This is a genomic window from Brevibacterium daeguense, assembly GCF_021729135.1.
Lineage (GTDB): Bacteria > Actinomycetota > Actinomycetes > Actinomycetales > Brevibacteriaceae > Brevibacterium > Brevibacterium daeguense.
Genome location: NZ_JAJTWW010000003.1, coordinates 55,859 through 79,845 on the forward strand (window position 1 = coordinate 55,859; position 23,987 = coordinate 79,845).

A 23,987-nucleotide genomic window follows, 5' to 3' on the forward strand; every position below is an offset into this window, starting at 1 on the left:
GCCGACGGCATGGTGGTCCAGCCCAGTCTGCTCGGGGACGAGCCCGGGGACGAGGACCATGGGACGACGGCGGGCGGACTCCGCGTCCGGGGCGGCGTGGCCCCCGCCGCGGAAGACCCGGTCGCCGTCGTCCTCGTCGAGACCCAGCTGCCGCACCTGGCCCGCCCCTTCGACTACGCGGTCCCGGCGACGATGGACGCGGACGCACGTCCCGGCGTCCGCGTCCGCGTGCGGTTCGCCGGGCGTCTGACGTCCGGCTTCATCCTTGAGCGCAGATCAGACACCGAGCATGTGGGCGAGCTGTCGACACTGTCGCGGGTCGTCTCCCCGCTGCCGGTGCTGACACCGCAGCTGCTGAGACTGTGTCGGAGCGTCGCCGACCGCTATGCGGGGACCCTGCCCGACGTGCTGCGGCTGGCCATTCCGCCGCGCCACGCGCGGGCGGAGAAGGCCGTCCTGGCCTCGCCTTCGGCTCGGATGTCCGAGGTCGCGCTGCAGCAGGCTGCGGCGGAGCTCGACCCCGCACCGGATGAACCGGCCGACTTCACCTCCTTCCTGACCGCCCTGCGGTCCTGGGCGGACAACGTCGGAGAAGCACATCCGGCGACCGGCACAGCGCCGCCGGCGGAGGAGGCCGCACTCCCGGAACAGCTGCCGGCCCCCGGCCCGGCGCCTGTTCCACGGGGCCCGCGGGCAGCCCTCGGGGTGCTGCCGGGACAGGATCCGGGTACCGGCTGGATCCACCTCGGGATGAGGGCAGCCGCACAGGCGCTGGAAGCGGGTCGCTCGGTGCTGTGGCTGGTGCCCGACTACCGTGAGATCGCCGCAGTCGAGGCGCGCCTCGGCGACCTGGAGCCGGCGAGTGCGCGCCTGTCGGCGGACCAGGGTCAGGAGGAGCGGTGGGCCGCCTGGGTCTCGGTGCTCACCGGACGGGCGCGGCTGGTCATCGGGACGCGGGCCGCTGCGTTCGCCCCGCTGTCCGAGCCCGCTCTGGTGATCTGCTTCGACGACGACAACGACAGCTACCTCGAGCAGCGGGCACCCTACCCCCATGCCCGTCAGGTGCTCCTCAATCGCGTCCAGCAGAGCGGATCGGCGCTGCTGCTGCTCGGGTACGACCGCAGCGTGGAGGTCCAGCACCTGGTGGCGACGGGATGGGTCGGCGAGATCACGATCCCGCGGGAGTCCCGCCGGGCCGCCTCGCCCCTCGTCTTCGTCCCCGACCCGGACGGGGACCCTGCACAGGCCGGCAGGCTGCCGCCTCGGGCCTTCGAGCTGGTGCGCGAGGCGCTGGGCCGGACGCGGAAGCCCACGGCCACCGGCCCCGTGCTCGTCCAAGTGCCCCGCAGCGGTTACCTGCCGGTGATCGCGTGCGCCCGCTGCCGGACCGTGGTGCGCTGCCCGCAGTGCGAATCGAAGGTCTCCGCCGCCTCGATCCTCGGGCCCTTCGCATGCAGGACCTGCGGATACCGCGCCGACAGCATGAGCTGCCGTGAGTGCGGCGCCACGTCGGTGCGCTCGGTGGTCAGCGGGGTCGACAAGGTGTACGAGGAGCTCGGGCGTGCTTTCCCCGGCACCCGCGTGATCCGCTCCGGCGGTGACCGCGTCCTGCTCGACGTGGACAGCGAACCGAGCATCGTGGTGGCGACGACCGGTGCGGAGCCTTATACGCAAGGCGGCTACGCAGTGGCACTGCTGCTGGACACCCTGTGGCCCGGGCCCGGGATGAGGGGAACGGATCACGCGATCTCCCGCCGGCTGCGGGCCGCCTCGCTGGTCCGCTCCCGGGAGCACGGGGGGCGGATCCTCCTGCTCGACGAGGACGAATCCGTGCGCCGGGTCCTGACCCGCTTCGAACCGGTGCCGTGGGCCGCTGAGCAGTGGGCCGACCGGGTGGGGCTCGGGCTGCCTCCCGGCGCGCGGACGATCACCCTGGACGGTCCCCGCTCGGCGGTCGATGAGGTGCTCCAGGTGCTGCGCGAGGTCGCCGAGGTGCGGGTCCTCCTCGAGGAGGACGATCCGCACCGCGTGGTCGCCGCGTGCGACATCCCGGCCGGCCGGGCCGTGACGACCCGGTTGGCCGCAGAGATCGCGTCGCGGTCCATGCGCGGCGCCGAGCAGGTGTCCGCGCGCGTCGACGACCCGGCGGCGCTGTGAGGGCCATTCCGGATACCCCGTAGACTGGTCGACCGTGAGACTGCTCTTCGCCGGCACCCCGGAGGTCGCCGTACCCTCCCTCGACGCGCTGCTGTCCTCGGATCACGAGGTGGTCGCGGTGCTCACGCGACCCGACGCGCCGGTGGGACGCAAGCGCCGACTCACCCCCAGTCCTGTGAAGGCCAGGGCCCAGGAGTCCGAGCTGCCCGTGCTCGAGGCGGACCGCCTGCGCGGCGAGATCCTCGACCGGATCGAAGCCCTCGACATCGATGCCGTGGCGGTCGTCGCCTACGGCGCGCTGGCCGGCCCGCGCGCTCTGGCCGCCGCCCGCCACGGCTGGTTCAACCTCCACTTCTCCCTGCTGCCGCAGTGGCGCGGTGCCGCACCCGTCCAGCGCGCCGTGATGGCGGGCCAGGCCGAATCGGGTGTGACCGTCTTCCGGCTCGACACGGGGATGGACACCGGTGACATCGTCACCGCGCTGCCGCTGGCGCTGCCCGAGCTCGACGCCGGCGAGATCCTCGACTCCTACGCCCACCGCGGCGCCCCCGTGCTCGTGGAGGCCCTCGCCGCCGTCGCCGCCGGCACCGCCGAATTCCGGCCGCAGTCCGGTGAGGCCTGCCACGCGGCGAAGATCACCCCGGAGGAGGCGCGCATCGACTTCCGGGTCCCGGCCGCCGAGGTGTCCGCCCGTGCCCGCGGTGTGTCGCCGCAGCCCGGAGCCTGGGCGACGATCGACGGAGCGCGGACCAAGATCTTCGGCACGCGCACCGCCGCGCACCTGCCGGCACCCGCACCCGGACAGCTCCGGCTGGTGGACGGGCACGCCGTGATCGGCACCGGATCGGGCGCGGTGACGATCGCGGCGATCCAGCCGTTCGGCAAGCAGCGCATGAGCGCACTGGACTACCTGCGCGGCCATGGCGGCGCGGACTTCGACCTGGAGGAGAGCTGATGGCCGACGACCGATCCGACGACAGGCACCACGGCCGGAGCCACGGCGGCGGCAGGGGACGGCAGCACGGCCAGGACTCGCAGCGTCATGACTCGCGGGGTGGGCGAGGGGAAACTCCGGGCCGGCACCTGCAGCAGGGGGGCCGGCACCCGCAGCACCGGGACCGGGACTCGCAGCCGCGGGGCCGGGACTCCGGGCGGCGGGCGCCGCGGGCCAATCTGCCCCGCACACTCGCCTGGGAGGTGCTGCGCGATGTCGAGGTCAACGACGCCTACGCCAACCTGCTGCTGCCCAGCAAGCTCGCTCGCACCCACCTGAACGGGCTCGACGCAGGGCTCGCGACGGAGCTGACCTACGGCACGCTGCGCGGCATCGGCTTCTACGACGCCGTGATCGACGCCGCCGCCCAGCGTCCCGCCGCAGAGATCGACCCCCCAGTGCTCGCCGCTCTGCGGATGGGCGCCCATCAGCTCCTGTCCATGCGGGTGGCCGACCATGCCGCCGTGTCCGAGACCGTCGGGGTCATCAAAGCCCATCACGAGCAGCGGGTGGGCGGATTCGTCAACGCCGTCCTCCGGCGGATCTCCGAACGCTCACGGGACGAATGGGTCGAACTCGTCGTCGGCGACGCCGACGAGGCGCGGCGCCTGGAGATCACCACCTCCCACCCGGGCTGGATCATCCGGGCCCTGCGCCAGGCCCTCGTCGCCCACGGCCGGAGTGCCGAGGAGCTGCCGCAGCTCCTCGACGCCGACAACACCCCCGCTGCCGTGTGCCTGAGCGTGCTGCCGGGCCTCGCCGACCGCGAGGCCGTCGCCGCCGACTGGGGAACCCCCACGCCGCTGTCGCCGCTCGGGGTGCACCTCGACCACGGCTCCCCGCTCGAAGTCCCCGAGGTCCGCGCCGGCACCGCCCGGGTGCAGGACGAGGGCTCCCAGCTGGTCGCCCTGGCGCTCACCGCTGTCGAGGCGCCCGCCGGGGCATGGCTCGACATGTGCGCCGGCCCGGGCGGGAAGACCGCGGTCCTCGGCGCCCGCGCCCGGCAGACCGGCGACCGGGTGATAGCCGCCGACGTCTCCGACCATCGAGCCGACCTCGTCGAGGACTCGACCCGGCAGCTCGCCGACGTCGTCGAGGTGTTCACCGCCGACGGCCGGGAGTTCGGCCACCAGCACGCCGAGCAGTTCTCCCGCGTGCTCGTCGACGCGCCCTGCTCCGGGCTCGGGGCGCTGCGCCGCCGTCCGGAGGCCCGGTGGCGGCGCCGCCCGAGCGACGTCAACGAGCTCGGGCCGGTGCAGCGCGAACTGCTCGCCTCGGCGATCGCCGCGGTGATGCCCGGCGGCGTCGTGGCCTACACCACCTGCTCTCCGCACCACGCGGAGACGCTCCTCGTCGTCGAGGACGCGCTGCGCGCGGCCGGCATCGGCGTGGAGCTGCTCGACGCCGCGGCCGTGCTGGCGGAGATCGCCGGGCGGGAGGCGGAGCACTTCGCCTCGGCCGAGGTGGCCGGCGGCCGGTGCGCTCAGCTGTGGCCCGACGTGCACGGCACCGATGGCATGTTCCTGGCGCTGCTGCGGAAGAAGCCGACGGACGACGCAGACCCGGCGCAGCACGCCGGAGCGAGCCAGCACGCAGGAGCGGGCGAGGGCACGGACACAGGTGAGGCCGCAGGACCGGGCCAGGACGCAGGAGCAGGGGAAGACGTAGGATCAGCTTCGTGAGCATCCACATCAATCCGAGCATCCTGTCCTGCGATTTCGCGGACCTGCGCGGCGAGCTCGCCGCCATCGCGAATGCCGACATGGCCCACGTCGACGTGATGGACAACCATTTCGTCCCGAACCTCACCTTCGGGCCCCCGGTCGTCGAGCGGATCCGGGACGTGTCCCCGATCCCGCTGGACGCCCACCTGATGATCGCCGACGCGGACCGCCACGCTCCCGTCTACGCGGAGCTCGGCTGCGCCTCGGTGTCCTTCCACGTCGAGGCCTCGGCCGCGCCCGTGCGGCTGGCCCGCGAGATCCGCCGGCTCGGCGCCAGGGCCAGCCTCGCGCTGCGCCCGGCCACCCCGATCGAGCCCTACATCGACCTGCTCGGTGAGTTCGACCAGATCCTCATCATGACGGTGGAGCCGGGATTCGGCGGCCAGTCCTTCCTCGACGTGTGCCTGCCCAAGATCACCCGCACCCGGAAGGCGATCAGCGCCTCGGGGCTGGACATCCAGCTGCAGGTCGACGGGGGAGTGTCGGCCAAGACCGTCGAACGCGTCGTCGAGGCGGGCGCGAACGTGCTCGTCGCCGGCTCGGCCGTCTACGGCGCGGAGAGCCCGGGTGCTGCGATCGACGAGCTGCGCGCACTGGCCACGGCCCACACCCACTGAGTCGGACGATGACCGGACGCACCGCCTGAGCGGGGTGTGTACTAACCTTGGAGACCGTGAAGACCTTCGATGAGCTGTTCGCAGAACTGACCGAGAAAGCCCGCTCCCGCCCGGAGGGATCGGGGACCGTGGCTCAGCTGGACGCGGGAGTCCACGCGATCGGGAAGAAGGTCGTCGAGGAAGCGGCCGAGGTCTGGATGGCAGCCGAATACCAGTCCGACGAGGAGCTGGCCGAGGAGATCTCGCAGGCGCTCTACCACCTGCAGGTCATGATGATCGCCCGAGGACTGACCCTCGAGGACGTCTACCGCAAGCTCTAGCCCGCCACCCGGATCCGAAGACCTTCGGGAGCCCGGAACACTCGAAAGGACATCATGCTCCGTGTCGCCGTGCCCAACAAGGGCGCACTGTCGGAATCGGCCACCACCATGCTGCGCGAGGCCGGCTACTCGCTGCGGTCGAGCACGAAGACACTCGTGCACCGCGACCCGGAGAACGAGATCGAGTTCTTCTACCTCCGGCCCCGCGACATCGCCGTCTACATCGGCCGCGGCATCCTCGACATCGGAATCACCGGCCGGGATCTGCTGCTCGAATCCGAGGCGCCGGCCACCGAGATCCTGCCGCTGGGCTTCGGCCGCTCGCGCTTCCACTACGCCGGAGTGATCGGCGCGTTCTCCGATCCCGCGGAGCTCGCCGGCAAGACGATCGCGACCAGCTACCCGGTGCTCGTCGACGCGGACCTGCGCAAACGGGGCATCGAGGCGACGACCGTCAAGCTCGACGGCGCCGTGGAGGTCTCGATCGAACTCGGGGTGGCCGACGCGATCGCCGATGTCGTGGAGACCGGCACGACCCTGCGGATGGCCGGCCTGGAGACCTTCGGCGAGCCGATCATCCACTCCGAGGGCGTGCTGATCGCCCGGGACGAGGCGGCCGTGCCCGGCGCCGACGTGTTCCTGCGCCGCGTGCAGTCGGTGATGGTCGCCCGCGACTACGTCCTGATCGACTACGACATCCACTCCGACGATCTCGACGCCGCCGTCGAGCTGACCCCCGGCTTCGCCAGCCCCACGGTGTCGACGCTGCGGGATCCCGAATGGTTCGCGGTGCGGGCGATGGTCGCCGCGCAGGACTCCCACCGCATCATGGACCGGCTCTACGACGTCGGTGCTCGCGCGATTCTGGTGACTCCCATTGGCGCCTGCCGAATGTGAGACCTTCCGGCCGTACGTGCTGCGCCCGCTCACCCAGGTGTCGGCGGTCGCGGTGCTGGTCGGGTTCGCCGTGCTGTCCTATGCGCTCACGGCAGGCGACTGGCGGGCGTGGCACCCCCTCGACGCGATCTGGATGAACCTCATCGGCGTGCTGCTGGCGCTGGGGTTCTGGCGCCTCGGCGCGGTCGCCGCCTTCGCCGCACCCGACGGACTGACGGTGCGCAACGTGGTGCACACTCGGAAGTTCGAGTGGGCCGAGATCGTCGGTGTGACCTTCTCCCCGCGCGGTGACCAGGCCTGGCCGCTGCTGGACCTCTCGGACGGGGAGACCTACGCCGTGATGGCGATCCAGTCCGCCGACGGCAAGCGCGGATTCGCCGCCTGTGAGCGATTGCGTAGACTCGTGGACATCCACGGAACACCAGACGTCGACGACCGCTGAGCACACGCGCGCCGACGTGGAGAGGAGCAGCCAATGAGCCGTCCCACGGAGAATCCCCGCGCAGCAGGGCCGCTGGCGGGTTACACCGTCGTCGACCTGTCCCGGGCGCTGGCCGGACCCCATGCCGGGCAGATGCTCGGCGATCTCGGGGCTCGGGTGATCAAGGTCGAGAACCCGGTCTCCGGTGACGACTCCCGCTCGTGGGGACCGCCGTTCGTCGGCCCCGAGGACAATCCGCAGGCCACCTACTTCTTCTCCTGCAACCGCAACAAGGAGTCCATCGGCCTCGACCTCAAGAGCGATGACGGCAGGGCCACGCTCGAGGCGCTGATCACGCGCGCCGACGTGCTGGTGGAGAACTTCCGCGGCGGCGTCCTCGACCGCCTCGGCTTCTCCACGTCCACCTGCCTGGAGCTCAACCCGCGGCTGGTGATCCTGTCGATCACCGGCTTCGGCCACGACGGGCCCGAGGCCTCGCGCGCCGGCTACGACCAGATCGCCCAGGGCGAGGCGGGCCTGATGTCGCTGACCGGCTCCGGCCCGGACGACCTGCAGAAGGTGGGCGTGCCGATCGCGGACCTGCTCGCCGGGATGTACGGCTCCTACGGAGTGCTCGCCGCCCTGCTGGAGCGCGAGCGCACCGGCCGGGGCAAGGTCGTGCGGACCTCGCTCATCGCTGGCGTCGTCGGGGTCCACGCCTTCCAGGGCACGCGCACGACTGTCGCCGGCCAGGATCCGGTGCCGGGCGGCAACCACCACCCGTCCCTGTCCCCGTACGGCCTCTTCCACTGCAGGAACGGCGCGGTGCAGATCTCGGTGGGCAACGAGAACCTGTGGCAGAAGTTCTGTGCGGCCTTCGGCCTGGACCCGGCCGCACCCGGCATGGCGACCAACGCCGAGCGCGTCGACAACCGGCCGGCGGTGACCGCCGCTGTCGAGGACGCCTTCGCCGCCTATGAGCCCGACGAGCTGCTCGAGAAGCTGTCGAGTGCCGGCATCCCGTCGGGCATCGTGCGCACCCTGCAGGAGGTCTACGAGTGGGAGCAGGCGCTGTCGCAGGGCCTCAAGGTCGCAGTCGATCACCCGGTGGTCGGCCGGATGGAGCTGCCCGGCCCGCCGCTGCGCTTCTTCGACGTCGACGCGGACGGGGAGACGGAGACGACTGTCACCGAGCACACCGCCCCGCCGCTGCTCGGCGAGCACGAGGCGACCATCCGCGCCTGGCTCGAGGACTGAGCCATGGCTTCTCGGCTCGACTCGCGCGGCCTCATCGACCTCGTCATCGATGACAGCACATTCGTCTCCTGGGACACCGCTCCCGTGACCCCTGCCGGCGGCATCTCCGAGGACTATGCCGCCGAGCTCGCCGCAGCCCGGGAGAAGTCCGGCGTCGACGAGGCGGTGATCACCGGCGAGGGCCTGGTGCGTGGCCGCCGGGTCGCCATCGTCGCCTGCGAGTTCCGCTTCCTCGCCGGCTCCATCGGCGTCGCCGCCGCCGAGCGGCTGGTCAACGCGATCGAGCGTGCGACCGCGGAAGGCCTGCCGCTGCTGGCCGGACCGGCTTCCGGCGGCACCCGGATGCAGGAGGGGACCGTCGCGTTCCTCTCGATGGTCAAGATCACCGCCGCGGTGATGGCCCACCGCAGGGCCGGGCTGCCGTTCCTCGTCTACCTGCGCCACCCCACCACCGGCGGCGTCTTCGCCTCCTGGGGCTCGCTCGGCCACTTCACCGTGGCCGAACCGGGCGCGCTCATCGGCTTCCTCGGGCCCCGGGTGTACGAGCAGCTCTACGGCACCGAGTTCCCGTCCGGGGTGCAGACGGGGGAGAACCTCCACCGCCTCGGCATCATCGACGCCGTGATCGGCCCGGAGCGGATCGCGGAGACGGTGTGCAAGGTGCTCGACGTGCTCATGGGCGCCCGTGAGGTGCCCGCGCCGGTCGCGAATCCGGCCACCGAACCGGACCCGCTGCCCACCGGCACGCGGGCCTGGGACATCATCGAGGCCTCGCGCAACCCTGCTCGCCCCGGTGTGCGTGAGCTGCTGCGCCACGGCGCGACCCACGTGCTGCCGCTCAACGGCACCGGGCAGGGGGAGAAGGACCCCGGACTGCTGCTGGCGATCGCCCGCTTCGGCACCGCGCCGTGCATCGTCCTCGGCCAGGACCGCTACCGCCAGCGCACCCACGAGCTGGGCCCGGCCGCGCTGCGGGAGGCCCGCCGCGGCATGGCTCTGGCCGACGAGCTGCGGATCCCGCTGGTCACCGTCATTGACACCCCCGGCGCGGCACTGTCGAAGTCCGCGGAGGAGGGTGGCCTGGCCGGGGAGATCGCGCGCAGCCTCGCCGACCTCATCACCCTCAAGGCCCCGACCGTTTCACTGATCCTGGGGGAGGGCTCGGGCGGCGGGGCGCTGGCGCTGATCCCGGCCGACCGCGTGCTGAGTGCGGCCAACGGGTGGCTGTCGCCGCTGCCGCCGGAGGGCGCCTCGGCGATCGTGCACCGCGACGTCGACCACGCCCCGGAGATGGCGCAGGCCCAGGAGGTGCAGGCGGAGAAGCTCGCAGCGAACGGGATCGTCGACCGGATCATCGACGAGCAGCCCGACGCCGCGCTGGAGCCGGAGGCATTCGTCGCCCGGGTGTCCGCTACTCTCGAATACGAAATCATCACGCTCATGCGCAAGCCCGCCGACAGGCGCAGGCACCAGCGGATCGAGCGCTACCGGAACCTCGGACTCTGAGGTCCGTACGCGGCCCGGCCGGGAGGCCGTGACCGCACGCGGAGCCGCAGGAGTCGGGACTGTGAGGAGAACATGGCAGTAGCCGTACGCGTCATCCCGTGCCTGGATGTCGACGCGGGCCGCGTCGTCAAGGGCGTGAAGTTCGAAGGCCTGCGCGACGCCGGCGATCCGGTGGAGCTGGCCCACCGCTACGACGCCGAGGGCGCCGACGAGCTGACCTTCCTCGATGTCACCGCCTCCAGCGGCGACCGGGAGACCACCTACGAGGTGGTCCGCACCTGCGCCGAGCAGGTGTTCATCCCGCTCACGGTCGGTGGGGGAATCCGCACCGTGGCCGACGTCGACCGGCTGCTGCGCGCCGGCGCGGACAAGGTCAGCATCAACACCGCCGCGGTCGCCCGACCGGAGCTGATCGCGGAGATCGCCCGCACCTTCGGCAATCAGGTCCTCGTGCTCTCCCTCGATGCCCGGCGCGTTCCTGCCGGCCGGCCGCCCACCGCCTCGGGCTTCGAGGTCACCACCCACGGCGGCCGTGAGGGCACCGGGATCGATGCGATCGAGTGGATCATCCGCGCGGCCGAGCTCGGCGCCGGGGAGATCCTGCTCAACAGCATGGACGCCGACGGCACGAAGGAGGGCTTCGACCTCGAGCTCATCGCCGCCGCCCGGAAGGCGGTGTCGGTGCCGCTCATCGCCTCCGGCGGTGCCGGCCGGGTCGAGCACTTCGCGCCCGCCGTGCGCGCCGGTGCCGACGCCGTGCTCGCGGCCAGCGTGTTCCACTTCGGCGAGCTCACCGTCGGGGCTGTCAAGGACGCGCTGCGTGCCGAGGGGATCGAGGTCCGCTGATGCTCGACCCCGCAGTCGCGGACCGGCTCCGGACCAATGCCGACGGCCTGCTGCCGGTCGTCGTCCAGGAGCACACCACCCGTGAGGTGCTCATGCTCGCCTGGATGAATGCCGAGGCGCTCGGGCGCACCCTCGACACCGGTCGTGCCACGTACTGGTCCCGCTCGCGCAACGAGTACTGGGTCAAGGGCGAGACCTCCGGCCACGTCCAGCACGTCCGGCGGGTCTCCCTCGACTGCGACGGGGACACCGTGCTGCTCGAGGTCGACCAGACCGGACCCGCCTGCCACACGAACACGGAGACCTGCTTCACCGGGAGGGAGATCCATGCCCGTCACCCCCAGCCGTGAGGAGTTCCGGGCGCTCGGCTCCGGCCGCCGCCTGGTGCCGGTCTTCACCACCGTGCTCGCCGACTCGGAGACGCCGCTGAGCATCTACCGCCGCCTGGCCGCGGGCACCCCCGGGGGGTTCCTGCTGGAGTCGGCGTCCGGAGGCGCATGGTCGCGCTACTCCTTCATCGGTCGCAGTCCGGTGGCCACCCTCACGGAACGTGACGGCGAGGTCGCCTGGCTCGGCACCCCGCCGGCCGGGCTTCCCACCTCGGGGGACCCGCTCGCAGCCGTCCAGGCGACCCTCGACCTGCTGGCGATCGACGCGCCGCACCCCGGGCTGCCGCCCATGATCTCGTCGCTGGTGGGATACCTGGGCTGGGATGTCGTGCGGCGCTTCGAGCGCCTCGGGCACGGGCCCCTGCCGGAGGACGCCGTCCCGGAGCTCAGCCTGTCGATCCCCGGTGACGTGGCGATCTACGACCACTACACCTCGCAGCTGACCCTGGTCGCCAATGTCGTCAACGTCAACGGGCTGGAATCCGGCATCGACGGGGCCTATGACGACGGCCTCGCGCGGCTCGATCGGATGATCGCCGATCTGCGCGCTCCCGCGGAGTCGACCGTCGCGGTGCGGTCGCATGCGGAGCCGGTGATCAAAGCGCGCACCCCGCGCGAGGAGTACCTCGAAGCGGTGCGGACTGCCAAGGAGCTGATCGTCGAGGGGGAGATCTTCCAGGTGGTGCTCGGGCAGCGCTTCGACTCGCCGTGCGATGCCAGCCCCCTGGATGTCTATCGGATGCTGCGGACCACCAACCCCAGCCCGTACATGTACCTGCTCGACATCCCGACCTTCGACGGTCGTCCGATGGCCGTCGTCGGCTCCTCGCCCGAGGCGCTGGTCACCGTCAAGCAGGGGGAGGTCGTCACCCATCCGATCGCCGGCTCGCGTCCGCGCGGCGCCACCCCGGAGGAGGACCAGGAGCTCGGCCGGGAGCTGCTGGCCGACCAGAAGGAGCGGTCCGAGCACCTGATGCTCGTCGACCTCGCGCGCAACGATCTGGCCAAGATCTGCCGGCCGGGCAGCGTCGACGTCGTCGAATTCATGGAGATCGAGCGCTACAGCCACATCATGCACATCGTGTCCACGGTGACCGGCGATCTCGACCCGGCATTCGACGGGATCGACGTGCTGCGGGCGACCTTCCCCGCCGGGACCCTGTCCGGGGCTCCCAAGCCGCGCGCGCTGCAGATCATCGACAGGCTGGAGCCGGTCGCCCGCGGGGTCTACGGTGGAGTGGTCGGCTACCTGTCCTTCACCGGAGACCTCGACATGGCGATCGCGATCCGCACCGGCATCATGCGCCCGGGCACCATCAGCGTGTCCGCCGGCGCCGGCATCGTCGCCGACTCGGTCCCGGAGACCGAATACATCGAGACCCAGAACAAGGCGGCTGCAGTGCTGCGCGCGGCGGCAGCCGCCCATACCCTGCAGGTGCCCGCGGTCGAGCGATGACCGCGGATGCGGCAATGATCACGGGGTGCGAGTCGTGACGACGGAGGCCGAGCTCATGGAGGCCCGAAAATGACGAAGGCGCGCTTCATCTTCTCGCTGCTGCTGGCGGCGGGGGTGCTGTGGATCATCGGCAATCAGCCGTGGGCGAGCGCCGCCGGGGATCCGACCGCGACCGTGCCCGGTGTCGCGGAGACTGCGGCCGAGGCGCCCGCCGGCTCGCCGCTGCTCGTCGCCTGTGCTGCGGTGGTGGCGGTGTGTGCACTGCTGCTGGCGCTGCTGGGCCGGGGCGGGCGCTGGGTCGTCAGCGTCGTCGCGGCGCTGGCGGCGCTCGGCTATGCGGCCAACGGCATCGTGGTCCTGCTGTCCGACCGCGAGAGCAGCCACTGGCCCCTCATCGGCCTGCTCGCCGGCCTGCTCACGGCCGCGCTGGCCGCGTGGACGGCGGTGGCCTCCGGCACCTGGACGACATCGTCCCGCTTCGACAGGGATGCCGCCGACGAGGGCGAATCCGACGACGCCCTCGACCCGACGCAGGCGTGGGACCGACTGTCCCGCGGCGAGGACATCGGCTGAGGGGTCGTCACCTCGGCTGATCCGGTCCTGCGAGGTGAGTCGGTTGAACCGGCACCCGCAGGACATGAGACAATGACAGCACAACAGACCGCAGTGAGGAGCAGCATGTCCAAGATTGTCGCCCGCAACGGAGCCATCGACCTCGACAAGTCGGCCATCGACTACGAGACGGTGCAGGATCCCGGCCACGGCAACACGCTCGCCGCCTGGATGACCGTGTTCATCATGCTGCTCGGCGCCGTGGTCGCCACGGTCGGCAACATCTTCGGCAGCTGGATGATCTTCTGGGTCGGCATCGTGATCGCACTCATTGTCGGGCCGGGCGTCGGCCTCGTGCTGCGTGCGATGGGCAAGGGCAAGCCCAAGGACTCGGGTCGCAGCAAGTGAGCGTGCTCGACGAGATCGTCGCCGGAGTGCTGGAGGACCTCGCCCCGCGGCAGTCGTCGACCCCGCTGGCGGAGATGCGCTCTCGGGCGGCGGACGCCGCCCCGGCGATTCCGCTGCTGCCCCGCCCCGCCGGCGACTTCGGTCTCATCGCGGAGGTCAAGCGCTCGTCCCCGTCCAAGGGGGCGCTGTCGGACATTCCCGACCCCGCCGAACTCGCCGCCGCCTATCAGGCAGGCGGTGCCGCGGCGATCAGCGTGCTGACCGAGGGACGCCGGTTCAACGGCAGCCTCGCAGATCTCGATGCGGTCCGCGCGGCTGTGAGCATTCCGGTCCTGCGCAAGGACTTCGTGGTCACCGAGTACCAGATCCACGAGGCACGAGCGCATGGCGCGGACATCGTGCTGCTGATCGTGGCGTCGCTGAGTGCCGGGCAGCTCGCGGAATTCCACGGACTGGTCACCGAACTGGGCATGACCGCTCTGGTCGAGGCGCACACTGCGGAGGAGATCGCCGCCGCCGCTGCCATCAGCGCCCAGCTGATCGGCGTCAACACCCGCAACCTCAAGGATCTCTCGGTCGACCTCGCCCGCTTCGGCCCGCTGTCGGAGCTGTGCCCCGACGACGCCGTGCTGGTCGGGGAGTCCGGCGTCCGCAACGCCCAGGATGTCGCCGACTACGCCCGGCAGGGCGCCGATCTGGCGCTCGTGGGCGAAGCGCTGGTCACCGGCGGCAGGCCGCAGGAGGCCGTGGGCGAATTCGTCGCCGCCGGCCGCGCGGCCAAGCCGTGATTCCCGCATTACTCTCGAAGGAACTCCATGGACAGTGAGCTTTTCTCGTCCCCTGCCGCCGAGCTGCCGCAGGGGCCTTATTTCGGTCGCTTCGGGGGCCGGTTCATCCCGGAAGCGCTGGTCGCCGCACTCGACGAGATCGAGGAGGCCTTCGGCAAGGCGGTGGTCGATCCCGAGTTCACCGCGGATCTCCAGCGCCTGCACCGGGAGTACACCGGGCGGCCGAGCCTGCTGACGGAGGCTCCGCGATTCGCCGAGCATGCCGGGGGCGCCCGGGTGTTCCTCAAGCGCGAGGATCTCAACCACACCGGCAGCCACAAGATCAACAACGTCCTCGGCCAGGCCCTGCTGACCAAGCGCATGGGCAAGACCCGGGTGATCGCAGAGACCGGCGCCGGACAGCACGGGGTGGCCACCGCCACGGCCGCCGCCCTCATGGGCCTCGAGTGCACCGTGTACATGGGTGCCGAGGACACCGAGCGCCAGTCACTCAACGTCGCCCGGATGCGGCTGCTCGGGGCCGAGGTGGTCGCCGTCGACGCCGGTACCCGTACCCTCAAGGACGCGATCAACGAGGCCTTCCGCGACTGGGTCGCCTCGGTCGACTCGACCCACTACATGTTCGGCACGGTCGCCGGGCCGCACCCCTTCCCGATGCTCGTGCGCGAGCTCCAGCGCATTATCGGCCTCGAGTCGCGCGAGCAGATCCAGCAGCGGATCGGACGCCTGCCCGACGTCGTCACCGCCTGCGTCGGGGGCGGTTCGAACGCGATCGGCATGTTCCACGCCTTCATCCCGGACTCCGAGGTCCGCCTCGTCGGCTGCGAGGCCGGGGGAGTCGGCGCTGATTCGAACCTCCATGCCGCGTCCCTGACCAAGGGCACGCTCGGAGTCCTGCACGGCGCACGCTCGCTCATGCTGCAGGACGAGGACGGCCAGACGGTGGCGAGCCACTCGATCTCCGCCGGGCTCGACTACCCGGGCGTCGGTCCCGAGCACGCCTGGCTGCACGACACCGGGCGCGCCGAGTACCGCGCGGTCACCGACGCGGAGGCGATGGAAGCCTTCCGGATCCTGTGCCGCACTGAGGGCATCATCCCCGCGATCGAGAGCTCGCACGCCCTGGCCGGCGCCCTGCAGCTCGGCCGCGAGCTCGGCCCGGAGGCAGTCATCCTTGTGTCCCTGTCCGGACGCGGGGACAAGGACGTGACCACCGCCGGCACCTATTTCGGCTACCTCGACGCGAACGCCCAGGAGGCCTGATGAGCACTGCGACTGTCCTGTCCTCCTGCGCGGCGGAGAACCGCTCCGCCTTCATCGGCTATCTGCCCGTGGGATTCCCCGACGTGGCCCGGTCCGTGGACGCCATGCGTGCGCTCGTGGCCGGCGGCGCCGACATCGTCGAGGTGGGCATGCCGTACTCGGACCCCACCATGGACGGTCCGACGATCCAAGCCGCGGGCGTCCAGGCCCTGGCCGGTGGCGTGCGCACCCGCGACATCTTCACCGCCGTCGAGGCGGTGGCAGAGGCGGGAGCGACGCCGGTGGTGATGAGCTACTGGAATATCGTCGAGCAGTATGGGGTGGACGCCTTCGCCCGCGACCTGGCCGGCGTCGGCGGAGTCGGCGTCGTCACGCCGGATCTGATCCCCGACGAGGCCGCCGAGTGGATCGCGGCCTCCGACGCCCACGGACTCGATCGGATCTTCCTGGTCGCCCCGTCGTCCACACCGGAGCGCCTGGCCTACGTCGCGGCGAGCACGCGCGGCTTCGTCTACGCGGCATCCACGATGGGCGTGACCGGCACCCGGACGCAGGTCGGGGACGCTGCCGAGCAGCTCGTCGCCGACACCCGCGCGGCCGGAGCGGAGCACGTGTGCGTCGGGCTGGGTGTGTCCACCCGTGAGCAGGCCTCCGAGGTCGGCGCCTACGCGGACGGCGTGATCGTCGGCTCAGCGCTGGTCAACGCGCTCGACAGCGGAGGTCCCAGCGCGCTCGAGGCACGGGTAGCGGAGTTCTCGGCGGGTGTCCGCGATCGTGGCTGACATCCTCGCAGCGATCCCGTCGCCCGGCTGGCGGGGATTCGACCTCGGCCCGGTGACGATCCACGCCTACGCCCTGTGCATCCTGCTGGGCATCGTGCTGGCGCTGTGGGTGACCAACCGGCGCTGGGCGGCACGGGGCGGGTCGGAGGACGACCTGTGGAACATCGCGATCTGGGCGATTCCCGCCGGCATCATCGGCGGGCGGCTCTACCACATCTTCTCCACCCCTGATCCGTACTTCGGGCCCGGCGGGAACCCGGTCGCCGCCCTCTACATCTGGAACGGCGGGCTGGGGATCTGGGGCGCCGTCGCCCTGGGCGTGCTCACCGTCTTCCTGGTCTGCCGCTATTACGGGATCCGCTTCACCGCGTTCCTCGACGCCGCCGCGCCAGGGCTCATCCTCGCGCAGGCGGTGGGCCGGTGGGGCAACTGGTTCAATCAGGAGCTGTTCGGCTCTCCCACGACTCTGCCGTGGGGACTGCAGATCGACAAGACCATCGGCGGGGCGCCCAACCCCAACTGGCCCGATCCCGCGCTGCCTGCCGACACCCTGTTCCACCCCACATTCCTCTACGAGTCGATCTGGAACTTCATCGGCTTCGCACTCCTGATCTGGGCGGGCCGGGCGTTCCGGCTGGGATACGGCCAGGTGTTCTTCCTCTATATCTGCTATTACACCGCCGGTCGGGTGTGGATCGAAGCGCTGCGCATCGACACCGCCGAGCTCATCTTCGGGGTCCGCCTCAACGTCTGGGTGTCGATCCTGATCTTCCTGCTCGGCGCAGTCCTGTTCATCGTGTCCCGATCCCGGCACAAGACGCCCGAGCCGGAGATCTACACCGAACGCCATCGGCGCTTCGAGAGCGAGGCTTCCGGCAGCGGTGAAGGCTCCGGTCCCGGCTCCGCGGAAGACTCCGGCTCCGGTGATTCAGGGGCAGGTCATCCCGGCGCCGGCAAGTTAGGCGGCGAAGCCTCGTCAGCCGCAACCGGGTCCTCCGCAGACCGCTCCGCAGCTCCGAGGAAGCGAGGTGCGGAACCCGACTCCGACGCGCTGAATGGCGACGGGCAGGACAGCGGCGATGACCAGGGGCCGAGCAGCTCCATGACCAAGCGCAGCTTCGGCTTCTTCGGCGCGGTCACCTCGGCGATCTCGATCGTTCCGCAGGTCGGTCCGCGTGCGCGGGCCGAGCGGCGGCGCGCCCGGGACTGAGTCCGAGGCACCGCGCCCAGGACTGAGTCCGAGGCGGCACGCCCAGGACTGAGCCCGAGCCAGTCCGACCAGTTCGACCCGGTATCCGCCCGACCGCGGGGATGATGCGCACTCCGCGCAGCATCCCCGCTGCTGTCGATTCCTTCGCGCACTCCTCATCGTGTACACTGCAAACCCGCGATCCGTGACTCGGATCACGGGGTGTGGTGTACGCGGTGCTGCCGCGTCTTCCCCTCACAGTGCTGACAGCGCCGTCTGCACGCAGGAATGTTGTCCGATTCGACGCGAAGGACGGTGCCATGAGCCCATCCCGCATGTCCATGAACCACGTGCCTTTCAGCGCGCGTCCGGCCGAGTACGCCCTGTACGACCCCGGATCGGAACATGATGCATGCGGTCTGGCGATGATCGTCCGGTACCGGGGCGAGGCCGATCACGACATCGTGGTCCAGGCGCTCACCGCGCTGCGGAACATGGAGCACCGGGGCGCGGTCGGCGGTGACGAGGGAACCGGGGACGGCGCCGGGATCACAGTTCAGGTGCCCGACCGCTTCTTCCGCGAGGTTGTGGACTTCACCCTGCCGGAGCCCGGTGCCTATGCCGTCGGCACCGCTTTCCTCGACCCGGCTGATCCGGCCGCCGGGCAGCGGATCGTCGGCGAGCTCGCCGCCGAGGAGGGGCTGCGCGTCCTCGGTTGGCGGGGCGTCCCGGTGGTGCCCGATGTGGTCGGCAGCTCCGCGCGGGCGGTGATGCCGCAGTTCTGCCAGGTGTTCCTGGCCCTTGACTCGCAGATCCCGGTGGAGGCCGACGAGACCGGCCGACCGCTGCAGGTCGAGCTCGAGCGCCGCGCCTTCGCGACCCGCAAGCGCAGTGAGCACGCGGGCGTCTACTTCCCGTCGCTGTCGTCCCGGACGCTCGTCTACAAGGGAATGCTGACCACGGCGCAGCTGGAGCCCTTCTATCCCGATCTGCAGGACGAGCGCTTCGCCTCGCGGATCGCGCTGGTCCACTCCCGCTTCTCGACGAACACGTTCCCGTCCTGGCCGCTGGCACAGCCGTTCAGGCTGATCGCCCACAACGGGGAGATCAACACCGTGCGCGGCAATCGCAACTGGATGCGGGCGCGCGAGAGCCGGCTGGCGGCCGGAGAGCTCGCCTCGCCGTGGGCCGACGGATCGACCCGTGATCTCAGCCGTCTGTTCCCGATCAACACGCCGGGCGCCTCGGATTCGGCGTCCTTCGACGAAGTGCTCGAGCTGCTCGTGATGAGCGGGCGGACCCTGCCCCACGCGGTGATGATGATGATCCCGGAGGCGTGGCAGAACGACACGCAGATGGATCCTCAGCTGCGAGCCTTCTACGAGTACCACTCGCTGCTCATGGAACCGTGGGACGGGCCGGCCTGCGTCTCCTTCACCGACGGCACGCTGGCCGGTGCGGTGCTCGACCGCAACGGGCTGCGGCCGGCGCGCTACGTCATGACCGACGACACGGTCGTCCTCGCCAGTGAGGTCGGCGTGATCGACCTGCCGGCAGAGCGGATCATCCGCCGGGGCCGGCTCAAGCCCGGGCGGATGCTCCTCGTGGACACCGCGGGCGGGCGCATCGTGCCCGACTCCGAGGTCAAGGCGGAGCTGGCGACCGCCCAGCCGTACCTCGAGTGGCTGCAGGAGGAGACGGTCCGCTTCGAGGACCTGCCCGAGCGCGAGCACGTGGTGCACCCGCAGTCGTCCGTCGACCGGCGCCAGCGGACCTTCGGCTACAACGACGAGGACCTGCTGTTCATCATCGGACCGATGGCGCAGACCGGCCAGGAGCCGATCGGCGCGATGGGCTCCGACACCGCGATCGCCGCCTACTCGCAGCAGTCGCGCATGCTCTTCGACTACTTCGCACAGAGCTTCGCCCAGGTCACCAATCCGCCGTTGGACGCGATCCGGGAGCAGCTCGTGACGAGCCTGAGCACGGGGATCGGCAGCGAGGCCAATCTGCTCGCCGCCGGGCCCGAGCACGCGCGCCAGATCATGCTGCCGCACCCGGTGATCGACAATGACGACCTGGCCAAGCTCGTCAACCTGTCCGGGCGACGGCTGGGAACCCCCGGACGCAGGCCCGCGCATGTGCTGCGGGGCCTCTACCGCCTCGAAGGCGGAGGGGTGAGCATGGCCCGCCGGATCGAGCAGCTGTGCACCGAGGCCGACGAGGCGATCGCCGCCGGAGCCGGTCTGCTGGTGATCTCCGACCGCGATTCGACCGCAGAGCTCGCGCCGATCCCCTCCCTGCTGCTGACCTCGGCAGTGCACCACCACCTGATCCGGGAGAAGACCCGCACCCGGGTGTCGATCCTGGTCGAGGCCGGCGACGTCCGCGAGGTGCATCACGTCGCGACGCTGGTGGCCTACGGCGCCTCGGCGGTCAACCCCTATCTCGCGATGGAGACCGCCGAGCTCATGGTCCGGGAGGGCCGGATTCCCGGCGCCAGCGAGGAGCAGGCGGTGCAGAACCTGCTGCTCGCGCTGAACAAGGGCCTGCTCAAGATCATGTCGAAGATGGGGATCTCGACCGTGCAGTCCTATCACGGTGCGCAGACCTTCGAGGCGCTCGGCCTGGAGCGCGGGTTCGTCGACCGGTACTTCACCGGCACCGCATCCCGGCTGCAGGGGATCGGCATCGAGGGCGTGGCCGCCGAGGTGGCCGTCCGCCACGCCAACGCCTATCCGACCGACCATCCGCCGCTGCCGCACCGCCGACTCGAGATCGGCGGCGAGTACCAGTGGCGGCGCGAAGGACCGCCGCACTTGTTCAATCCGGAGACCGTGTTCAAGCTCCAGCACTCGACCCGGACGCGCCGCTTCGACATCTTCCGGCAGTACACGAAGCTCGTCGACGATCAGGCCGAGCAGCTCATGACGCTGCGCGGGCTGTTCGACCTCACGCCGCTGCCGAGCGGTCCGGTGCCGCTGGCCGAGGTCGAGCCGGTCAGTGCGATCGTCAAGCGCTTCTCCACGGGCGCGATGAGCTACGGCTCGCTGTCGCAGGAGGCGCACGAGACGCTGGCGATCGCGATGAACCGGCTGGGCGCGAAATCCAACACCGGCGAGGGCGGTGAGGACGTCGACCGGCTGCTCGACCCCGAGCGCAGGTCGGCGATCAAGCAGGTCGCCAGCGGCCGCTTCGGCGTCACCAGCCTGTACCTCACGCAGGCTGATGACATCCAGATCAAGATGGCCCAGGGAGCCAAGCCCGGCGAGGGCGGTCAGCTGCCGCCCTCGAAGGTCTACCCGTGGGTGGCCAGGACCCGGCACTCGACGCCCGGCGTCGGTCTGATCTCCCCGCCGCCGCACCACGACATCTACTCGATCGAGGACCTCGCCCAGCTGATCCACGATCTCAAGCGCGCGAACCCGGACGCCCGCGTTCACGTCAAGCTCGTGGCCGGGATGGGCATCGGGACGGTCGCCTCGGGGGCGGCGAAGGCCAGCGCCGACGTGGTGCTGGTGTCCGGACACGACGGCGGAACGGGCGCCAGCCCGCTCAACTCGCTCAAGCACGCAGGCGCACCGTGGGAGCTGGGACTGGCCGAGACCCAGCAGACCCTGCTGCTCAACAATCTGCGCGAGCGGATCAGCGTGCAGGTCGACGGGCAGCTCAAGACCGGCCGCGATGTCGTGATCGCCGCGCTCCTGGGCGCCGAGGAGTTCGGCTTCGCCACCGCCCCGCTGGTGGTCTCCGGCTGCGTGATGATGCGGGTGTGCCACAAGGACACATGCCCGGTCGGCGTCGCGACGCAGAACCCGGAGCTGCGCCGGCGGTTCACCGGGAAGCCGGAGTTCGTCGTCAACTTCTTCGAATTCATCGCCCAGGAGGTGCGGGAGCACCTGGCCGAGCTCGGCTTCCGCAGCCTGGACGAGGCGATCGGGCAGGTCGAGCGCATCGACACCCGCAAGGCCGTGGGCCACTGGAAGGCGCAGGGCCTGGACGTCAGCCCGATCCTGGCCGTTCCCCGGCTCGCCGACGGTTCCACCGCCCAGGTCCGGAAGCGAACCACCCACCAGCAGCACGGGATCGAGCAGCACTTCGACCAGCGACTCATCACCAGGGCGCGATCCGCGCTCGAGGAGCGCACTCCGGTCACCGTCGAAGCGGCCGTCACGAACGTCGATCGCAGCGTCGGCACGCTGCTCGGCCACACTGTGACCAAGACCTTCGGCGCCGAGGAGCTGCCCGTCGACACCATCCGGGTGCAGCTCACCGGCACCGCCGGACAGTCGCTCGGAGCGTTCCTGCCCGCCGGCGTCAGCATCCACCTGCGCGGTGACGCCAACGACTACGTGGGCAAGGGGCTGTCCGGGGGGCGCATCTCGGTCCGGACCGCCGACGGAGTCGGGGGCCGCCCGGAGGACAACGTCATCGCCGGCAATGTGATCGGTTACGGTGCCACCGGCGGGGAGCTCTTCATCTCCGGCCAGGTGGGCGAGCGGTTCCTGGTCCGCAACTCCGGAGCACGCGCGGTCGTCGAGGGGATCGGCGACCACGGACTGGAGTACATGACCGGGGGAGTGGCGGTGATCCTCGGACCGGTCGGCCGGAACTTCGCCGCCGGCATGTCGGGCGGCACCGCCCATCTCCTCGACTTCGACGCGACGCGCGTGAACCAGGCCGAGCTGCAAGCCGGTCGTTTCGTGCTCGGCACTCTGACTCCCGCCGACTTCGCCGAGCTCCACGATCTGCTGTCGGCCCATGTCGAGCACACGGGCTCGCCGCTGGCGGCCGAACTCATCACCGGGCTCAGGCACGGCACCGACGTGCTCGCCCGATTCACCAAGCTCACGCCCGCGGACTATGCCGCGGTGCTCGAGATCCAGGCACTGTGCAGCGATTCCGGGATCGATCCGGACGGCGACGAGGCCTGGACCAGGATTCTGGAGGCTACCCATGGCTGATCCGCGCGGATTCCTCAAGGTCCGGCAGCGGGAGCTGCCGCCCAAGCGCCCCGTCCCCGTCCGTCTCCTCGACTACCGCGAGATCGGCACCCGGATGGACAAGGACGCGTTCATCAAGCAGGCGGGACGCTGCATGGACTGCGGCATCCCGTTCTGCCACCAGGGATGCCCGCTGGGCAACTACATCCCGGAGTGGAACGACGCGATGTGGCGCGACGAGCTCGAGCGCGCCGTCGAGCTGCTGCACAGCACCAACAACTTCCCCGAGTTCACCGGGCGGGTGTGCCCGGCGCCCTGCGAGAGCGCCTGCGTGCTCGGTATCAGCCAGCCGGCCGTGACCATCAAGAACATCGAGGTCACGATCATCGACCGGGCCTTCGACGAGGGCCTGGTGCAGCCCTTCGTGCCGGAGCGGATCTCGGGCAGAACGGTGGCGGTCGTCGGGTCCGGGCCCGCGGGCCTGGCCGCTGCCCAGCAGCTCACCCGGGCCGGGCACACGACAGTGGTCTACGAGCGGGAGGACAGGATCGGCGGTCTGCTCCGCTACGGCATCCCCGACTTCAAGCTCGAGAAGCACCACATCGATCGCCGCCTGGCGCAGATGCGCACCGAGGGCACCCGGTTCCGCACCGGCGTCGAGGTGGGCGTCGACATCGGCTGGGCGGAGCTGCGGGAGCGCTTCGATGCCGTGATCGTCTGCACCGGGGCCGAGGCGCCTCGGGACCTGCCGATACCCGGCCGAGAGTTCGAGGGTGTGGAGTTCGCGATGGACTACCTGGTGGCCGTGAACCGGCAGCAGGCCGGCGATGATGTCGAACCCATCGACGCCGCCGGCAGGCACGTCGTCATCATCGGCGGCGGCGACACCGGCTCCGACTGCCTCGGCACGGCGCTGCGGCAGAATGCCGCCTCGGTGACGACGCTTGCGATCGGGAAGCGGCCTCCGGTCGACCGTCCCGCCGACGGACCCTGGCCGACGGTGCCGCGCATCTTCGAGGTGTCGACCAGCCATGAGGAGGGCGGAGAGCGGGCATTCCTCGCCTCGACGGTGGAATTCGTCGGGGACGACTCCGGCCGCGTCCGGGCGCTGAAGGTGGCGGACACCGGATTCGTCGACGGAACGCGCGTGCCGCTGCCGGGCACCGAGCGGGAGATGCCGGCCGACCTGGTGCTCATCGCACTCGGCTTCACCGGTCCGCACGCCGCCGGGCTGGAGGACTGGGGCCTCGGCTTCAGCCGGGGCCGCCTGGAACGGCGCAGCGACTACTCCACGGACCTGCCCGGCGTCTACGTCGCAGGCGACGCCGGGCGCGGGCAGTCGCTCATCGTCTGGGCGATCGCCGAGGGCAGGGCCGCGGCTGCCCGGATCGACGCCGATCTCACCGGCTCCACGCTCCTGCCGAGCCCGGTGAAGGCCAGTGATGTCGCGCTGAGCGTGTGAGCCGGAACGCACCGCA

Annotated in this window: 20 protein-coding genes; all 20 read left to right on the forward strand. The window is 70.9% G+C overall.

The genetic code is table 11. The features are described from left to right. Window positions 1–9: 9 nt before the first annotated feature. The gene (locus LXN01_RS03920) at window positions 10–2,157 is read left to right on the forward strand and encodes a primosomal protein N' family DNA-binding protein (protein WP_236863267.1); all 2,148 of its coding nucleotides are present in this window, start codon (window positions 10–12) and stop codon (window positions 2,155–2,157) included. A gap of 34 nt (window positions 2,158–2,191) precedes the next feature. Beyond that, window positions 2,192–3,112, forward strand: coding sequence for a methionyl-tRNA formyltransferase (fmt, locus tag LXN01_RS03925; RefSeq protein ID WP_236863268.1), 921 nt, complete (start codon window positions 2,192–2,194; stop codon window positions 3,110–3,112). Next, entirely contained in the window at window positions 3,112–4,833 is a 1,722-nt protein-coding gene (locus LXN01_RS03930; protein WP_236863269.1) for an RsmB/NOP family class I SAM-dependent RNA methyltransferase, read from the forward strand. Before fmt ends, LXN01_RS03930 begins: the two co-directional genes overlap by 1 nt. Next, window positions 4,830–5,492: a ribulose-phosphate 3-epimerase gene (gene rpe / locus LXN01_RS03935; RefSeq protein WP_236863270.1), complete on the forward strand. Its 663-nt coding sequence runs from the start codon at window positions 4,830–4,832 to the stop codon at window positions 5,490–5,492. The genes LXN01_RS03930 and rpe overlap by 4 nt, the downstream gene beginning before the upstream one ends. A gap of 56 nt (window positions 5,493–5,548) precedes the next feature. Further along, a complete protein-coding gene (locus LXN01_RS03940) occupies window positions 5,549–5,812 on the forward strand; it encodes a phosphoribosyl-ATP diphosphatase (RefSeq protein WP_236863271.1) in 264 nt (87 codons plus the stop codon). Between the two features lie 54 nt (window positions 5,813–5,866). Beyond that, a complete protein-coding gene (hisG, locus tag LXN01_RS03945; protein WP_236863272.1) occupies window positions 5,867–6,709 on the forward strand; it encodes an ATP phosphoribosyltransferase in 843 nt (280 codons plus the stop codon). Then, window positions 6,690–7,151 carry a PH domain-containing protein gene (locus LXN01_RS03950; protein WP_236863273.1) on the forward strand — a complete coding sequence of 154 codons (462 nt, stop codon included), beginning with the start codon at window positions 6,690–6,692 and terminating at the stop codon, window positions 7,149–7,151. Before hisG ends, LXN01_RS03950 begins: the two co-directional genes overlap by 20 nt. 33 nt (window positions 7,152–7,184) lie before the next feature. Beyond that, entirely contained in the window at window positions 7,185–8,387 is a 1,203-nt protein-coding gene (locus LXN01_RS03955; RefSeq protein ID WP_236863274.1) for a CaiB/BaiF CoA transferase family protein, read from the forward strand. A gap of 3 nt (window positions 8,388–8,390) precedes the next feature. Beyond that, entirely contained in the window at window positions 8,391–9,893 is a 1,503-nt protein-coding gene (locus LXN01_RS03960) for a carboxyl transferase domain-containing protein (RefSeq protein WP_236863275.1), read from the forward strand. A gap of 72 nt (window positions 9,894–9,965) precedes the next feature. Continuing rightward, a complete protein-coding gene (hisF, locus tag LXN01_RS03965; RefSeq protein WP_236863276.1) occupies window positions 9,966–10,739 on the forward strand; it encodes an imidazole glycerol phosphate synthase subunit HisF in 774 nt (257 codons plus the stop codon). After that, entirely contained in the window at window positions 10,739–11,089 is a 351-nt protein-coding gene (gene hisI, locus LXN01_RS03970) for a phosphoribosyl-AMP cyclohydrolase (RefSeq protein WP_236863277.1), read from the forward strand. The genes hisF and hisI overlap by 1 nt, the downstream gene beginning before the upstream one ends. After that, entirely contained in the window at window positions 11,067–12,584 is a 1,518-nt protein-coding gene (locus LXN01_RS03975; RefSeq protein WP_236863278.1) for an anthranilate synthase component I, read from the forward strand. The genes hisI and LXN01_RS03975 overlap by 23 nt, the downstream gene beginning before the upstream one ends. A 69-nt stretch (window positions 12,585–12,653) precedes the next feature. Next, the gene (locus tag LXN01_RS03980; protein ID WP_236863279.1) at window positions 12,654–13,157 is read left to right on the forward strand and encodes a Trp biosynthesis-associated membrane protein; all 504 of its coding nucleotides are present in this window, start codon (window positions 12,654–12,656) and stop codon (window positions 13,155–13,157) included. Between the two features lie 105 nt (window positions 13,158–13,262). Beyond that, on the forward strand, window positions 13,263–13,544 hold the full coding sequence (locus LXN01_RS03985) for an HGxxPAAW family protein (RefSeq protein WP_236863280.1): 282 nt from the start codon (window positions 13,263–13,265) through the stop codon (window positions 13,542–13,544). Continuing rightward, entirely contained in the window at window positions 13,541–14,332 is a 792-nt protein-coding gene (gene trpC / locus LXN01_RS03990) for an indole-3-glycerol phosphate synthase TrpC (protein ID WP_236863281.1), read from the forward strand. The genes LXN01_RS03985 and trpC overlap by 4 nt, the downstream gene beginning before the upstream one ends. A gap of 27 nt (window positions 14,333–14,359) precedes the next feature. Next, the gene (gene trpB / locus LXN01_RS03995; RefSeq protein ID WP_236863282.1) at window positions 14,360–15,595 is read left to right on the forward strand and encodes a tryptophan synthase subunit beta; all 1,236 of its coding nucleotides are present in this window, start codon (window positions 14,360–14,362) and stop codon (window positions 15,593–15,595) included. Then, entirely contained in the window at window positions 15,595–16,377 is a 783-nt protein-coding gene (gene trpA, locus LXN01_RS04000) for a tryptophan synthase subunit alpha (protein ID WP_236863283.1), read from the forward strand. The genes trpB and trpA overlap by 1 nt, the downstream gene beginning before the upstream one ends. Then, window positions 16,370–17,587: a prolipoprotein diacylglyceryl transferase gene (gene lgt / locus LXN01_RS04005; RefSeq protein ID WP_236863284.1), complete on the forward strand. Its 1,218-nt coding sequence runs from the start codon at window positions 16,370–16,372 to the stop codon at window positions 17,585–17,587. The genes trpA and lgt overlap by 8 nt, the downstream gene beginning before the upstream one ends. 299 nt (window positions 17,588–17,886) lie before the next feature. Then, a complete protein-coding gene (gltB, locus tag LXN01_RS04010) occupies window positions 17,887–22,530 on the forward strand; it encodes a glutamate synthase large subunit (protein WP_425547684.1) in 4,644 nt (1,547 codons plus the stop codon). Continuing rightward, complete coding sequence (locus LXN01_RS04015) at window positions 22,523–23,971, forward strand: glutamate synthase subunit beta (RefSeq protein ID WP_236863285.1); 1,449 nt, start codon at window positions 22,523–22,525, stop codon at window positions 23,969–23,971. The genes gltB and LXN01_RS04015 overlap by 8 nt, the downstream gene beginning before the upstream one ends. Window positions 23,972–23,987: the final 16 nt, after the last annotated feature.